Origin of the sequence: Nocardia sp. NPDC052112, assembly GCF_040680135.1 — a bacterium.
Classification (GTDB): Bacteria; Actinomycetota; Actinomycetes; order Mycobacteriales; family Mycobacteriaceae; genus Nocardia.
In genome coordinates this window covers 1-14,606 of sequence record NZ_JBFAWD010000021.1, presented here as the reverse complement: position 1 = coordinate 14,606, position 14,606 = coordinate 1, and the positions used below count along the sequence as shown (strand labels likewise).

General features: G+C 66.1%; 17 protein-coding genes and 1 riboswitch. Of the genes, 5 read left to right on the top strand and 12 right to left on the bottom strand.

The genetic code is table 11. The features are described from left to right. Nucleotides 1-184: 184 nt before the first annotated feature. A complete protein-coding gene (locus AB0L58_RS32150) occupies nt 185-2,743 on the top strand; it encodes an ATP-dependent Clp protease ATP-binding subunit (RefSeq protein ID WP_364392647.1) in 2,559 nt (852 codons plus the stop codon). A 125-nt stretch (nt 2,744-2,868) separates the two neighbouring features. Continuing rightward, on the top strand, nt 2,869-3,516 hold the full coding sequence (locus tag AB0L58_RS32145; protein ID WP_364392645.1) for a vWA domain-containing protein: 648 nt from the start codon (nt 2,869-2,871) through the stop codon (nt 3,514-3,516). 393 nt (nt 3,517-3,909) lie between these two features. Here AB0L58_RS32145 and AB0L58_RS32140 read toward each other — a convergent pair whose 3' ends face one another. The 6 genes from AB0L58_RS32140 to AB0L58_RS32115 form a co-directional block, all read right to left on the bottom strand. After that, on the bottom strand, nt 3,910-4,710 hold the full coding sequence (locus AB0L58_RS32140; protein ID WP_364392643.1) for an LLM class flavin-dependent oxidoreductase: 801 nt from the start codon (nt 4,708-4,710) through the stop codon (nt 3,910-3,912). Nucleotides 4,711-4,815: 105 nt separating this feature from the next. Then, on the bottom strand, nt 4,816-5,103 hold the full coding sequence (locus tag AB0L58_RS32135; RefSeq protein WP_364392641.1) for an SHOCT domain-containing protein: 288 nt from the start codon (nt 5,101-5,103) through the stop codon (nt 4,816-4,818). Between the two features lie 126 nt (nt 5,104-5,229). Continuing rightward, nucleotides 5,230-5,670 carry an OsmC family peroxiredoxin gene (locus AB0L58_RS32130; protein WP_364392638.1) on the bottom strand — a complete coding sequence of 147 codons (441 nt, stop codon included), beginning with the start codon at nt 5,668-5,670 and terminating at the stop codon, nt 5,230-5,232. 258 nt (nt 5,671-5,928) lie between these two features. Then, nucleotides 5,929-6,210 (bottom strand): hypothetical protein, encoded by a 282-nt coding sequence (locus tag AB0L58_RS32125; RefSeq protein ID WP_364392636.1) that lies wholly within the window; start codon nt 6,208-6,210, stop codon nt 5,929-5,931. Then, entirely contained in the window at nt 6,207-6,527 is a 321-nt protein-coding gene (locus tag AB0L58_RS32120; protein ID WP_364392634.1) for a multidrug efflux SMR transporter, read from the bottom strand. The genes AB0L58_RS32125 and AB0L58_RS32120 overlap by 4 nt, the downstream gene beginning before the upstream one ends. Next, nucleotides 6,527-7,174, bottom strand: coding sequence for an NAD(P)H-dependent oxidoreductase (locus AB0L58_RS32115; RefSeq protein WP_364392632.1), 648 nt, complete (start codon nt 7,172-7,174; stop codon nt 6,527-6,529). Before AB0L58_RS32115 ends, AB0L58_RS32120 begins: the two co-directional genes overlap by 1 nt. A 113-nt stretch (nt 7,175-7,287) precedes the next feature. Here AB0L58_RS32115 and AB0L58_RS32110 point away from each other — a divergent pair, with 113 nt between their 5' ends. Beyond that, a complete protein-coding gene (locus tag AB0L58_RS32110; RefSeq protein ID WP_364392630.1) occupies nt 7,288-7,923 on the top strand; it encodes a helix-turn-helix domain-containing protein in 636 nt (211 codons plus the stop codon). A 39-nt stretch (nt 7,924-7,962) separates the two neighbouring features. On the opposite strand, the gene AB0L58_RS32105 is transcribed toward AB0L58_RS32110, so the two are convergent. Next, nucleotides 7,963-8,826 (bottom strand): ABC transporter permease, encoded by an 864-nt coding sequence (locus tag AB0L58_RS32105; protein ID WP_364392627.1) that lies wholly within the window; start codon nt 8,824-8,826, stop codon nt 7,963-7,965. Further along, nucleotides 8,823-9,725, bottom strand: a complete 903-nt coding sequence (locus AB0L58_RS32100; RefSeq protein ID WP_364392625.1) for an ABC transporter ATP-binding protein — start codon at nt 9,723-9,725, stop codon at nt 8,823-8,825. Before AB0L58_RS32100 ends, AB0L58_RS32105 begins: the two co-directional genes overlap by 4 nt. Nucleotides 9,726-9,993: 268 nt before the next feature. On the opposite strand from AB0L58_RS32100, the gene AB0L58_RS32095 reads away from it, so the two are divergent. Both AB0L58_RS32095 and AB0L58_RS32090 read left to right on the top strand, forming a co-directional pair. Next, on the top strand, nt 9,994-11,295 hold the full coding sequence (locus AB0L58_RS32095) for a histidine kinase (protein WP_364392623.1): 1,302 nt from the start codon (nt 9,994-9,996) through the stop codon (nt 11,293-11,295). Continuing rightward, nucleotides 11,292-12,002, top strand: coding sequence for a response regulator transcription factor (locus AB0L58_RS32090; protein WP_364392621.1), 711 nt, complete (start codon nt 11,292-11,294; stop codon nt 12,000-12,002). The genes AB0L58_RS32095 and AB0L58_RS32090 overlap by 4 nt, the downstream gene beginning before the upstream one ends. A gap of 18 nt (nt 12,003-12,020) precedes the next feature. On the opposite strand, the gene AB0L58_RS32085 is transcribed toward AB0L58_RS32090, so the two are convergent. The 4 genes from AB0L58_RS32085 to mhuD form a co-directional block, all read right to left on the bottom strand. Next, complete coding sequence (locus AB0L58_RS32085) at nt 12,021-12,512, bottom strand: hypothetical protein (protein ID WP_364392619.1); 492 nt, start codon at nt 12,510-12,512, stop codon at nt 12,021-12,023. Nucleotides 12,513-12,548: 36 nt separating this feature from the next. Then, nucleotides 12,549-13,331 (bottom strand): CbtA family protein, encoded by a 783-nt coding sequence (locus AB0L58_RS32080; protein WP_364392858.1) that lies wholly within the window; start codon nt 13,329-13,331, stop codon nt 12,549-12,551. 38 nt (nt 13,332-13,369) lie between these two features. Then, entirely contained in the window at nt 13,370-13,564 is a 195-nt protein-coding gene (locus tag AB0L58_RS32075) for a CbtB-domain containing protein (protein ID WP_040686176.1), read from the bottom strand. Between the two features lie 30 nt (nt 13,565-13,594). Then, nucleotides 13,595-13,747: riboswitch (cobalamin riboswitch) on the bottom strand. A gap of 65 nt (nt 13,748-13,812) precedes the next feature. Then, a complete protein-coding gene (mhuD, locus tag AB0L58_RS32070) occupies nt 13,813-14,127 on the bottom strand; it encodes a mycobilin-forming heme oxygenase MhuD (RefSeq protein ID WP_364392617.1) in 315 nt (104 codons plus the stop codon). Nucleotides 14,128-14,606 lie beyond the last annotated feature (479 nt).

Sequence of the window (14,606 nt, the reverse complement as noted above, 5' to 3'; positions counted from 1 at the left end):
CGCAACTAGCACGTTATGAGTGAATGACCGTGTTGTCGCCGGTCCCCAATAGGGTGGACTGGAGGCGGCTTAATCCCCTGCCAACTAGAGTGGAGGCCGGGGCCGCAACCCCCGGGCTTCATGGCAGGCTGACGCCAAAGAAGCGTCGGACGCCAGAATGTCGGAGCAGGAGAGTGAGGGAGCGATGTTCGAGAGGTTCACCGACCGCGCGAGGCGCGTCGTTGTCCTGGCCCAAGAAGAGGCCCGGATGCTCAACCACAACTACATCGGCACCGAGCACATCCTGCTTGGGTTGATCCACGAGGGCGAGGGCGTAGCGGCGAAGTCGCTGGAATCCCTTGGTATTTCGCTGGAGGGTGTGCGCAGCCAGGTGGAGGAGATCATCGGCCAGGGCCAGCAGGCCCCGTCCGGTCACATCCCGTTCACCCCGCGTGCCAAGAAGGTGCTGGAGCTGAGCCTGCGCGAGGCGCTGCAGCTCGGCCACAACTACATCGGCACCGAGCACATTCTGCTCGGCCTGATCCGTGAAGGTGAGGGTGTCGCGGCGCAGGTGCTGGTGAAGTTGGGTGCCGATCTCAACCGGGTGCGTCAGCAGGTCATCCAGCTGCTGTCCGGATATCAGGGCAAGGAGCCGGTGGAATCCGGTTCGCGTGGCGAGGCCGGGACGCCGTCCACCTCGCTGGTGCTCGACCAGTTCGGTCGCAACCTGACCCAGGCCGCCCTCGAGGGCAAGCTCGACCCGGTCATCGGCCGCTCGAAGGAGATCGAGCGCGTCATGCAGGTGCTGAGCCGGCGCACCAAGAACAACCCGGTCCTCATCGGCGAGCCCGGTGTCGGTAAGACCGCCGTGGTCGAGGGCCTGGCGCAGGCCATCGTCAACGGTGAGGTCCCGGAGACGCTGAAGGATAAGCAGCTCTACACCCTCGACCTGGGTTCCCTGGTCGCGGGCAGCCGCTACCGGGGTGACTTCGAAGAGCGCCTGAAGAAGGTGCTCAAGGAGATCAACACCCGCGGCGACATCATCCTGTTCATCGACGAGCTGCACACGCTCGTCGGCGCGGGTGCCGCCGAGGGCGCGATCGACGCCGCATCGATCCTGAAGCCGAAGCTGGCCCGTGGCGAGCTGCAGACCATCGGTGCGACCACCCTCGACGAGTACCGCAAGTACATCGAGAAGGACGCCGCCCTGGAGCGCCGGTTCCAGCCGGTGCAGGTCGGCGAGCCGACGGTCGAGCACACCATCAATATCCTCAAGGGTCTGCGCGACCGCTACGAGGCGCACCACCGGGTCTCGATCACCGATGGCGCGCTGGTTGCCGCCGCGACGCTGGCCGACCGCTACATCAACGACCGGTTCCTGCCGGACAAGGCGATCGACCTGATCGACGAGGCCGGTGCGCGCATGCGTATCCGTCGCATGACCGCCCCGCCGGACCTGCGCGAATTCGACGACAAGATCGCCGATGCGCGTCGGGAGAAGGAAAGCGCCATCGACGCGCAGGACTTCGAGAAGGCGGCGCGGCTGCGCGATAAGGAAAAGCAGCTGGTCGCCAAGCGTGCCGAGCGCGAAAAGCAGTGGCGCTCCGGTGATCTTGATGTCGTGGCCGAGGTCGACGACGAGCAGATCGCCGAGGTGCTGGCCAACTGGACCGGCATTCCGGTGTTCAAGCTCACCGAGGAGGAGACCACCCGTCTGCTCCGCATGGAGGACGAGCTGCACAAGCGGATCATCGGCCAGGAGGATGCGGTCAAGGCCGTGTCGAAGGCGATCCGCCGTACTCGCGCCGGTCTGAAGGATCCGAAGCGCCCCTCGGGCTCGTTCATCTTCGCCGGTCCGTCCGGTGTCGGTAAGACCGAGCTGTCCAAGGCGCTGGCGAACTTCCTGTTCGGCGACGACGACGCGCTGATCCAGATCGATATGGGCGAGTTCCACGACCGCTTCACCGCATCGCGGCTCTTCGGTGCCCCGCCCGGGTACGTGGGCTACGAAGAGGGCGGCCAGCTCACCGAGAAGGTGCGCCGCAAGCCGTTCTCGGTCGTTTTGTTCGACGAGATCGAAAAGGCACATCAGGAGATCTACAACACCCTGTTGCAGGTCCTCGAGGACGGTCGCCTCACCGACGGCCAGGGTCGTACGGTCGACTTCAAGAACACCGTGCTGATCTTCACCTCGAATCTGGGTACCTCGGATATCTCCAAGGCGGTCGGCCTGGGCTTCACCCAGTCCAATGCCGAGGGTTCGAACTACGAGCGGATGAAGCTCAAGGTCAACGACGAGCTGAAGAAGCACTTCCGGCCCGAGTTCCTCAACCGCATCGACGACGTGATCGTCTTCCACCAGCTGACCACGGACCAGATCGTGGAGATGGTGGATCTGATGATCGGCCGCGTCGCCACGCAGCTGAAGAACAAGGATATGGAGATCGAGCTGTCCGAGCGGGGTAAGGCCCTGCTGGCCAAGCGCGGCTTCGATCCGGTGCTCGGCGCCCGGCCGCTGCGTCGGACCATCCAGCGCGAGATCGAGGACCAGCTCTCGGAGAAGATTCTCTTCGGCGAGATCGGTCCGGGACAGACCATCGTGGTCGATGTCGAGGGCTGGGACGGCGAGGGCTCCGGCGAGAATGCCAAGTTCACCTTCACCGGCAAGGCGAAACTGACCAAGAAGCCCGCGACCGAGGAGAAGCCGGAGGTCGTGCTCACGGGTGCGGGCGAAGGCACCGTGGCCGAGGCCGCCGGCGACTAAGACTCAACGGCTGGAAATGCCGCCCACCGGACTTCCGGTGGGCGGCATTTTTGTGGAATTCGCACGTGCGAGCGGCGGCGTACCGTGGGGAGCGGTCAATCGGACAACTATCACGGGGGTGCTAGGTGACAAATTCAGATCTGACATTGATCGCGGTGCTGCTGGATCGGTCGGGTTCCATGCAGGCGATCAAGACCGATACCGAGGGCGGCTTCGATGCGTACATCGAAGAACAGCGCAAGGTACCGAAGACGACGCTGGTGACGCTGGCGCAGTTCGATACCGAATACGAGCTGGTCTATGCGAATCGGCCGATCGCCGAGGTGCCGGCGCTGAGCCTGGCGCCACGCGGCGGTACTGCGCTGTACGACGCGGTGGGGCGGTTGGTCACCGATGTCGGGCGGGAGCTCGCGGCCCGGCCCGAACATGAGCGACCGGGCACGGTGATCGTCGTGGTGCTCACCGATGGTCACGAGAATTCCAGTCGGGAATGGACCCATGCCGCGGTGCGGGCGCTGATCACGCAGCAACAGGAGGTGTACTCCTGGGATTTCGTGTTCCTCGGCGCGAATATGGATGCGGTGGCGGTCGGATCCAAGTTGGGATTCGATCCGCGTCGCTCGCTCACCTACGGTGCGACGCCGGCGGGTGCCGCCGGAGTATTCGCCTCGGCGGCGGCGTATTCGGCGCGGCGCAGTATGGCCGCGCCCGGACAGGCTGTGGAAGGTTTCACCGACGCAGAACGGCGGGCCGCGAATCCGGACGGGCAGTAGTCGGTTGGTGCGTGTCGCCGCCGAGCTTGCAGCCGCGCGGCTCTACCGCGCGCCATTGGCGTGGTAGGGCAACTCGCCATCGACGTCTGCACCGAACTTGCTGCCCATTCCGAGCACGAGCGGCCGGGCGGGCTGTGGCTGGATTCGCCGGTGCCGAACGGCGGGCGGCGAATTCGGACGCCGGTAATTTCTTCGCAGACAGGCTGGGGTCGGGGTGGGCTGATCGATCGAGGCGCGCACCAGCACAACGCCGCGGTCGCGTGGAATGCGACCGCGGCGTCTGGGCGTGTGCGGCCTGAGGGGTGTGGGCCGGTGGCTTACAACCTGGGGCTGGTGGCGCGGGCCGCGGCCCGCGTGTGCAACCTGCGGGCATGCCGTGCCGGGTACGCAGTCTCAGGTAGCGGTGAACCGGTCGAGTGTCAGGGCGAAGGCGTCGGCCAGTTCACCAGGGACGATCAGTTCATCGATCCCATATTTCTCCCTGCGGTATTCGAGTACCTCGGCGACGGCGGCCGGATCGCCGTCGAGTACACCCGCCGATCCGGCCGCGCGCAGTCCGTCCGCGGTGAGTCCGAGCCGCTTGCTCAGCCAGAACGGCAGTTCGTCACCGATGCCGACCAGTTGATGGGTGAAACGCACGTCGCGATCGGTATTGTCGCGCACGATCCGGACCATTTCGGCGAGATCGGCCTCGGTCGCCTCCGGTCCGGCGGCCAGCAGCACTCGATCGGCTAAACCCGCTGCGACAGTGAGCATTCGAGGTCCGTTCGCGGCAACGACGATCGGCGGCGCCGGATCGACCTGTGTCCGAACGGCATCCGCGGCGGCGATGAGTTGCTCGCGCCGCTGGGCCGCCGAACCCCAAGACATGCCGAGCCGTTCGGCCTCGGTACTCGCATCGGGACGCCCCGAACCGATGCCGAGTTCGAATCGTCCGTCCGAAAGCAGTTGCAGTGCGGCGGTTTCCCGCACGGTGGCGGCCGGATTTCGCAGCGGAGCGGCGAGTACGTTCGGGCGCAGCCGGACGGTGCTGGTCACCGCGGCGGCGGCCGCGAGTGTCGGGAAGGGCGAAGGGGTGTTCAGGGTGTCCGGCAGCAGGATCGTTCGGTAGCCCTGCTGCTCGGCGTTCTGTGCCGCGCGGGCCCATGCGGTGCCCGATCGCGGTGTGATGACGATTCCGAAGGTCATGCTCATGGTGTGGGTCTCCCGTGATTCGGGTCGAATGATCAGTGGTCGGAGTGTGGCCGTTGCTGGCGACGTGCCCGCCGCTCATAGCGGGCACCGCCTTCGTCGAATGATTCAAGTGGTGGGAGCTGCGCCGCCGCGCGATTTACCGTCGCGTTCGCGCAGCACCGCCAGTCGACTCCGATATTGGTCCTCGGTGATCTCGCCGCGCGCGAATGCCGTACGCAGCGCGCCGATTCCGCTCTGGTGCGCCCAGAACCGCCGCCGCGCGAATACGAAGACGACAATGACGGTGGCCCAGAACAGCATTGGGAAGATCCAGAAGAACGGCCAGGGGTGCCACCCGCCGTCATAGTGATCGGCCAGAAAGGTCATGGCCACGGGTTGCGTGAAAATGTTCATGTCCCAACCCTGCGCCCGACACCCCCACCTGGACATCGGCCTGCCGACGATATTCGCCGTACGTCTGTGCGCGTAGCTCGCATGACCACTGGGCTCCTCGCACCCGCTGCGCGAGGAGCCGGGAAGTCAGGCGAGGGCGGCGTCGAGGGTGATGTTGTCCACTCCGGCGAGGGCCTTGCTGACCGGGCAGCCCGCCTTGGCGGCGGCCGCCGCGGCGGCGAAGCCGTCCGCATCGAGGCCGGAGACCCTGCCGCGGACGGTGAGTTCGATGGCGCTGATGCGGAAGCCGCCGTCCGGATCCGGGCCGAGGGTTACATCGGCGGTGACATCCAGGCTCTCTGGCGTGCCACCGGCATTGCCGATCTGGGCCGAGAGGGCCATGGCGAAGCAGGAGGAATGTGCCGCCGCGATCAGTTCCTCGGGGCTGGTGGTGCCGTCGGCATCGTCGGCGGCGCGCTTGGGGAAGGAGACGTCGTACTTGCCGACACCGGAACTGGCCAGCTCGACCTGGCCGGAGCCGTCCTGGAGGCCACCGGTCCAAGCGGTGCGCGCGGTACGTGTGGGCATCACGGTCCTTTCGAAGATGTGTGATTCACAATTCGCAGTCGAACCTACCCCCGCCGTCCCCGTGACGCGTGCGCAGGCGGCAGCCGAATCGAGCGCCCCGGCGGACAACGGCTCGAGTGGGTTCGGTCGTGCGCTGATCGAGCTGTTCGAGCACCAGCGGCCAGGTCCGTGAATGCCGATCACGGCCCGCTTCATCGGCAAAACCCGCGTGCGCCCGGCGAAGTCGCGTACCGGAGTCGGTCGGCGCAGGTTCGACCGTCACCTCGCTTCCACACCCTCGGTGCCGCCCGCGCCGGTCACCCAGGTCAGCCCGACCAGCCGAGCCGGGATCAGCCGGAGAAACCGTCGGTAGTGCGGACTGCGCATGCCCTGATAGTCGGTCTCGAAGAAGGACGGCTCGTTCACGGCCGGTCGCATGCGGACCGAACCGGGGCCGCGAACCAGTGGTCGAACCGCTCGGTCCAGGCCCGATACCGCGTCGGTGGCGGCGCGGTCAGCGTGCGTGCTTATCCGCGAGACGTGCAGCTGACTACGGCTCACTCCGGATTGGTGACGCGCGCCAGTACGATGCCGCCGAGAATCAGCGACAGCGCCAGCAACCGTCCGACGCTCATCGGATCCTTGTTGATCACGACACCGAGGCTGATCGCGCCGACCGCGCCGATGCCGGTGAAGACCGCGTAGGCCGTGCCGACCGGCAGGGTCTGCATGGCGCGCGACAGCAGATACACCGCGACCGCGCCGAGGACGAAGCAGATGACGGTCGGGACGAGGCGGGTGAAATTCTCCGTCGGCTTGATGCTCTGCGACCAGATGATCTCCACCAGCCCGGCGACACCGAGAACGAGCCAATTCATCAGTACCCCATCGCCAGCTCGCGCGCGGACTTCATTGCGGCCGAATAGGACTCGTCATGCCTGGCGCGCAGCTGCGCAAGTGCCGGGTCCTGCTTCGAGTTGGCGAGTTCCGCACTGACGAAAACGGTGTCGGTTACGGCGAAATGGCCCGCGAAGAAATCGCGGAGATAACGCTCTTGATAGTCGAAGGCGGCCTTCGTGGCCCCAGGTGAATAGGCCCCGCCGCGCGCGGAGCAGACGACGAATCGCCTGTCGCCCAGGGACATGCGCGGGAAGGTCACCTGATCGAGCCACGCCTTGAGTGCGGCCGGGATCGAGTAGTTGTACATCGGGGTGCCGATCAGAATCACGTCGGCGGCGAGGAGCTCGGTCAGTAGCGGCTCCACGATCGCCCACGCGGCGGCTTGCCCCGGCGTGCGGACCAGTTCGGCGAGGCGATCCAGGTCGGTGCCGGGTTGGGTGAGCACGGTGTCGCACAGTTCGGTCCATGCCTCGTCGATGCAGGGCACGGGCTCGGCCGCGAGGTCGCGATAGCTGTATCCGCCGTCTGGCTTCTGGGCGCGCCAGGCCTCGGCGAATGCCGCGCTCAGTTCCCGGCTGATGGAGCGCCGTCGGGCGCTGGCATCGAGATGCAACAACGTGGTCATGATCGGTCTCTTCTGCTGTTGGGCGAGATAACTGGACACTGTGTCCGTTTGATATGGTACCGACAACTGGACGCTATGTCCAATTATCCGGGAAGTCGCGTACAGTCGGGGTCATGAACAGCGATATGGACCTGCTCGGCGGGCATTCGACGGCGGAGTCCGCGGTGCCGACCGAGCGCGCGGACGCGGCGCGCAACCGGGCCAAGGTGCTTGCCGCGGCTGCCGAACTGTTCGCATCGCGGGATCCGCGCACCGTCACGATGGACGACATCGCCAGGGCAGCGGGGGTCGGGCGCGGCACGCTGTATCGCCGCTATCCGGATAAGAACGCGATCGCCGTCGCACTACTCGACGAACACGAACGCGCACTGCAGGAACGGTTATTGCGCGGCGAACCGCCACTCGGCCCCGGCGCACCACCCGCCGAACGGCTCGCGGCCTTCTATGCCGCCATGGTCGAATTATTGGACGGGCATGCGGATTTGGTGCTCGGCGCGGAGACCGGCGGCGCGCGGTTCGCGACCGGTGCGTACGGTTTCTGGTTCCTGCACGTCCGGTCACTGCTGGTGGCCGCTGGCAATCGGGAACCGGATGCCATGGTCGATTCCCTGCTCGCGCCGTTGTCCGCCGAGGTGTACCGGCATCAGCGGGCCCGGGGTCTCACCTCCGCGCAGATCGCGGCGGCACTGGCGGAACTGGCTCGTTCCCTGCTGTCCGAACATCGGCCTCGAATGCCCCGAAACCGCTGACGAACTGGTGTCCGCCAACGGTTTTCGGTGCTCGCCGGATCAAGCCATATCGCGCCGCTGAACCAGCCGGATCGTGGCCGCCGCAAAGAGCGCGACGTAGGCCACCAACGCGATGAGCGACTGGGTCCGCGACAGGATGTCGAGCACACCTGGCGTCGACGGCCCCGCGACGGTCCGCATCGCGCCGGCCAGCGAACCCGCTGCCGTACCGGGCAGATGATCGGCGAGCACCTTGATCGGGCTGAAGATCGCCGCGACACCGCGCAGCAGATTCTCCACAACCAGCACCCACACCAGGCCGAGTCCGACGGCCAGCGCCGGACCGCGCGCGATCGCACCGATCAGTGCGCCCGCCAGCGTCCACATTCCGAGAATCGCGGTGCCGGTGATGATTCCGTTCACGGCCTGACCAAGGCCGGGGAGTGCGAGCGACTGCGCTTGAATCGTCGCGATAATCGAGGCAACCGCGATATCCACCACGAACGCGACGCACACCAGCCCGACAACCGTGAGCGCCAGGCCGATCAGCACACCGCCGACGGCATTGGTCCGCGATGGCCCCTGGGTGAGCACGGTTTTCCAGGTGCCCCAGCCGTATCCGCTACCGATGGTCAATGCACCGAGGATGAGCATCAGCGCACCACCGAACATTGCCATGCCCTGGGTGAAAACCTCCGGGACGGCCGCGGGCAACATCTGCTGCAGCAGTACGTCTTTGGGTACGCCGTTCGACATCGTCTTCATATCGCCGGAGGAGTAGGCGAGGTAGTTGAACAGGTAGGCGAAGGTGAGATTCAGCAGAATCCAGGTGCCGAGAATGATCCAGAATGCGGGCCACTTCCGCAGTCGCAGCAGTTCCGCTTTCGTGCTCGCCATCAGGTCTTGCATTGCCTGTCCGTTCATTTCGCGGGCTCCAATCGGGTCATTTCGAAGAACACTTCTTCCAGGGACTTTTCATCGGTCCGCAGTTCCAGCAGATCCGCGCCCGATTCGACGACGGCACGTGCGACCAGCGGGGCGCTGCCCGCGCCGGCCTCGATCCGAATTCCGCCCGCGGTCAACATGGCCGAGCGCTCGCCGACCGCCCGGCGCACCGCGGGAAATGCCACCTCCAGCGGTTCGGCCCGCAGCAAAAGCGAGGAGGCGCCGCGCAATTCGGCGACCGTGGCTTCGGTGAGCAGCTTCCCGCCGGAGATCACGCCGACGCGGTCGCAGATCTCCTGTACCTCGCTGAGCATGTGGCTGGACAGCAGCACGGTATGACCATCACGGGCGAGAGCCGTGATGAGCTGTCGCATTTCGGCCATGCCCTGCGGGTCGAGGCCATTGGTCGGCTCGTCCAGGATCAGCAAGTCCGGACGACCGAGCAGGGCCGCACCGACACCGAGGCGCTGCTTCATGCCGAGGGAGTACGTACGGAATTTGTCGTCGGCGCGATCGGTGAGGCCGACGCGGTCGAGTGCGTCCGTCACATCGGCAAGCTCGAGGCCGCGGTATTTCGCGAGCACTCGCAGGTTGTCGCGGCCGGTGAGGTACGGGTAGAAGCCCGGCCCCTCGATGAGGACGCCGATGCGGCGGACCACGGCCGGATCGCCCGGGGTTCGGCCGAGCACGGTGGCGGTGCCCGCGGTGGGGCGGATCAAACCGACCAGCATTCGCAGCGTGGTCGTCTTACCAGCGCCGTTCGGGCCGAGGAAGCCGTAGATCTCGCCGGGCGCGACATTCATGTGCACGCCGTCGACGGCGGTGTGGGTGCCGTAGCGTTTGGTCAGCCCTGCGGTGACCACGATGGAATCTGTCATGCACCGAGAATCCGCCCCGACCAGGAGTGACACATCCGCCGCGGGGCGACGTTCGACATACGTACAGCGGCCTACGAAGCACCGCGACAGCGGTCGCTGCGACTGATTTCGCAAGCCCATGGTGAGTCGTCGGGAAGGCCCGAAACCTCGACCGACGGTCGCGACGTGACCATCGCGGGACCGAAGACCGCAGAATATTGCGGGGAGGTGGGCGAGCATACGTAGCGCGGCGGACGTCCTGGCGCGTTCGGGCTAATAGGCTGCAAGTGTGACAGCGCCAGGGGAATCGAAACGTGGCCCAGTGGTTCAGGACTGGGTGCTCGCGCTCGTCGTCGCGGTGATCCAGGTCGGCGGGGGACGCAATGCCAACCTGCGCCAGACCGGAGTGCACTCGCTCGACGCGTTCGGCTACGTGCTGTTGCTCATCGGACCGGTGGCACTGCTGCTACGCCGGTCCTACCCGCGGCCCGCACTGCTCGTGACGATCGCGTCCTGCGCGGTGTACCTGCTGCGCGGCTATGGCTACGGCCCGATTTTCATCTCGCTGGTGATCGCCTTCATCAGCGCCGCGATCGTCGGATCACGCTGGTGGACATATCCGCTTGTCCCGATCGGCTATCTCGCACTGGTCTGGCCGCTGCCCGCGATAGTCGGGCATCCGGCCGATCCGTGGCTGGCATTCGGCATGATCGCCTGGCTGGGTGTGCTGGTTGCGATCGCCGAGGGGATTCGCCAGCGCAAGGCGGTGCTGGTGGCGCGCAGACAGCGTGCCGAGGCAGCGCGCCGCGATGAGGAGGCGCAGCGGGAACGGCGGGCCAGTGAGGAACGGCTCGCCATCGCACGCGAACTGCACGATGTACTGGCACATAGCCTTTCACTGATCAATGTGCAGTCCTCGGTGGCGCTGGAGCTGTTCGACAAGAAGCCGGAACAGGCCGAATCGGCGCTCGCGGCCATCAAAACGGCGAGTAAGGATGCGTTGGCCGAGGTGCACACTTTGCTGCTCGCGATCCGCAGCGGCAGCCCCACGACCGGTGCGGCAGACACCGCTGTCGAGCCGGTTGCTGAATCCGTGCCCGCCCGCGGTGAATCCGAACGGGCCCAAGACAATTCGGCTGCCCGCGACGCCGAGGCCCGCCCGCCCGCCCCGCGAAGCCCGGCCCCGAGCATCGCGGACCTGGACACACTGCTGCAGCGCACCCGCGCGGCCGGTCTGACGGTCGACACCCGCATTATCGGCACCGCGCACAAGCTGCCCAGCGTTGTCGATGTGGCGGCGGCCCGCATCATCCAGGAGTCGCTGACCAATGTGGTTCGCCACGCGCCCGGCGCGCAGGCCGCGGTGACCATCCGGTATGCCGCCGATTCGGTCGAGATCACCATCGACAATGCGCGCGCCACCGGCACGCAAACGAAGTCCGGACCGAGCGGCGGCAACGGGATTCTCGGCATGCGCGAGCGCGCACACGCCCTCGGCGGCCAGCTCATCGCCGGTCCGCGGCCCAGTGGCGGATTCCGCGTGGTGGCACGGCTGCCGTCCCAGGTGGGGACTCAGGAGGAGGCGCGATGAACGCAGGATTCCGGGGCGATTCGATAGGCGGTCGGGAGACGGGTGGGCCGGTTCGGGTGCTGGTTGCCGACGATCAGGCCCTGGTGCGCGGCGGTTTCGTCGCACTGCTCGACGCACAGGACGGCATCGAGGTCGTCGGTGAGGCCGATAACGGCGAACAGGCCGTCCGTATGACCCGCAGTCTGAGCCCCGATGTGGTCCTGATGGATATCAGAATGCCCGTCCTGGACGGACTCGCCGCCACCAGAATGATCGCCGAGGATCCAAAGCTCGCCGATGTGAAGGTGGTCGTCCTGACCACTTTCGAACTCGACGAATACGTCTTCGAAGCAATGCGCTCGGGTGCAACGGGTTTCCTGGTCAAGCACACCGAACCGGCCGACCTCGTGCGCGCCGTCCGGGTCGTAGCCGCGGGTGACGCCCTGCTCTCGCCCGGTGTCACCCGCCGCCTCATCGCCGAATTCTCCGCCCACGCCAAACAACCCCCGCCGGCCGCCTTCACCGAACTCACCGACCGCGAGCGCGAGGTAATGACCCTGGTCGCGGAGGGCCTCACCAATGCCGAAATCGGCGAACGCCTCTTCATGAGCCCCGCCACCGCGCGCACCCACGTCAGCCGCATCCTGATGAAACTGGATGCCAGGGACCGCACCCAACTCGTGGTGATGGCCTACGAATCCGGATTGGTCCGCCCCGGCTGGCAGTAACTCCATGCGAGATGGCCACTATCTGTGCGAAACCAACTGTTTCGCGGGCCGGAAGTAAGCGCGGGCGCTGTGGTGGTACATGGCGGGGATCGCGATGAGGACGGCCAGGATGTGTCCGGTGCGGAAGGTGCCGGTGATCACGGCGGACGCGGTCAGATTATCGAATAGGTCGCCGATTTGCTTGGCGGACAATATGGCTGCCAGGGGTCCGATGATCAGCGAGGCCAGACCGATTACGCCGATACCGAAGGTGAGCACCGTCCTGGCCCAGCGGGCACCGCGCGCCATCCGGACGGCGACGCCGAGCACCACCAGATAGATGCCGCCGCGAATGGCCAGACCTGTTGCGAGCGAGCCGATATCGGCGTCCGGCCGGTCCAATTGTCCGGCGGCGTAGGTAATGGCCTCGCCGACACCGCAGAGCAGTGCTGTGACGAGTCCGATGAATGCGACGGAAACCGAGCGTGGTGGGTCGGTTCGTGGCCGTACGGAAAAGGCAGTGCCGGTCATGAGACCGACACTGCCTTTCGCCATCCGAATTCCGGATCAGCCTGCGGTAGTGGCCGATTCTCGTACCGGAGTGCTATCGCGCGTGGCGAATTCGGTAAGCGCGGCGAATCCGAGGCCGAGGCAGGCCCACAGGGTGGCCGTCTCGCCGAGCGATGTCGCACGGAACTGCCACAGCAGCACCGCCGGGAAGTTGTCCTTCACCTCGTTGACGCCGGGCAGCAGGATGTACCCGAGCGCGACAATGAGCACGAATGCCCCGACCCCGGCGATCAGGCGGACCGTACCGAGTTGTGCGGCAAGCAGTTTGTAGACGAACAGCCCGATACCGACGGCAGCCAGTCCGAGTAGCACTGCCGCCAACCACAGCAGGGTGCGCTGGTTGATGGTGTCCGGTTCACCGACGGCGGGGGGATTGGCCGGGTACTTGAAGAACGGCACCGCCACGATCGCGGTCCAACCGGCCAACGCCAATCCGAGTGCGAGCTTCGGCCCCGACAAGGTGGTGTACCGGCGTGCGAAATACGCGACCGAAGCGAAGATCGCGCCGAGCGCGAGCCCGGCGAGCCCGAGCGCGAGGAACTGCCCGAACTTCTGCCCGGACCGACTGACCAGCGGTTCTGCTTCGTCACCGTGCGTATGCCCGGCTGGTTCGTTGGCGTGCTCGGCGGCCGGTTCCTTGGCGGTATCGGCTTCTTCGATGGAGATGGCGGCGTCGATCTTGGGCTCGCCGACGAAGTAGCCCACTGTCGCGGCCAGCAGACCGGCGATGAGACCGGCCAGCAGGCCACGGAGCAGCAGGGTCTTGAGCGATCCGTCCAGGGGGACGGCAGCCGACGGAGTCGGCTGGGTGGGTGAATTCAGTGGCACGGCACACCGAGCAGGTGACGTCCGTCGTGCATGAGCTCATGCAGGTACATCCCGCTGCGCGAGATGACGCCCTGGTCGAAGCCGACCAGGTACAGCGTGAGCAGTGCGAGAAGAACGACGCCCACTGCGATGAGCAGTGTGCCGAGTGAATCAGTTGCCCGACTCGGTGAATGCGCGATAGCCATTCGAGTCCTCCTAGGGATGCGCGTCCCGTGAGTTGTTCGGTACGAAGGTGCCGGTGTCTGGCTTTCCGGCACCGAGGACTCGGTGCAAGAACACAGTGGCGCGACCGCTTCGGAATTTCACCGAATTACCGCTTCACCCTCGCGTTTGTCATTCGAACTGTGACATCCGGTCGCACTCGCCGTCAATACGGCGGGCGACTTGCCCAGGCCGGGATGGGCGAGTCGCGCGCCGCGTCTTTCCAGCGGTTTCAGGAAGCGGACTCGGCCGCGACGTCGAGTACGACCTCGAATTCCAGCAGCGAGGCACCCGTCGACACCGGCTTCTGCCGCTCGCCCGCGTGCGCCTCCCGCGCGGGCCCGTCCCGCCATGCGGCGAACGACTCCTCCGAATCCCACTGGGTGACAACGAAGTACCGGTTCTCCCCGGCCACCGGCCGCAACAACTGGAAGCCGAGGAAGCCCGGCGAGCCCTCGACCGCATGGGCGCGATGGGCGAATCGCTTCTCCAACTCGGGGCCCGCGCCTTCCGGAACCTCGATCGCATTGATCTTCACAACAGCCATGCTTCGACGATACGTCCGCGCCGACCCAGCACCCCGCAGCGCATGCGCCGTAGTTCTTCGGACGCGAGTTGACGGCGAGACTTTCCGACACCGGAGCGAGTCTTATGAGCGACGTTCGCGCCCGTCTCGCGTCCGAGCCGTCGAAGCCCATGCGACGAAGTCACGAGACTCACCCATCCGGCGCGTGTACACCAAGTGCCGAGCGATTCGCACGGAGCGACAGCACGGAGCGAGTCTTACGAGCGACCGTTCGCGGCCCGTCTCGTGTCCGAGTCGTCGAAGCGTATGCGCCGTAGGTGCGGGACTCACCCGTCTGGTGCGTATACGTCGGGTGCCGGTCACTCCGCTAGCAGTGACCACCACGGAGCGAGTCTTACGAGCGAGGTTCGCGGCCCGTCTCGTGTCCGAGTCGTCGAAGCGTATGCGCCGTAGGTGCGGGACTCACCCGTCTGGTGCGTATACGTCGGGTGCCGGTCACT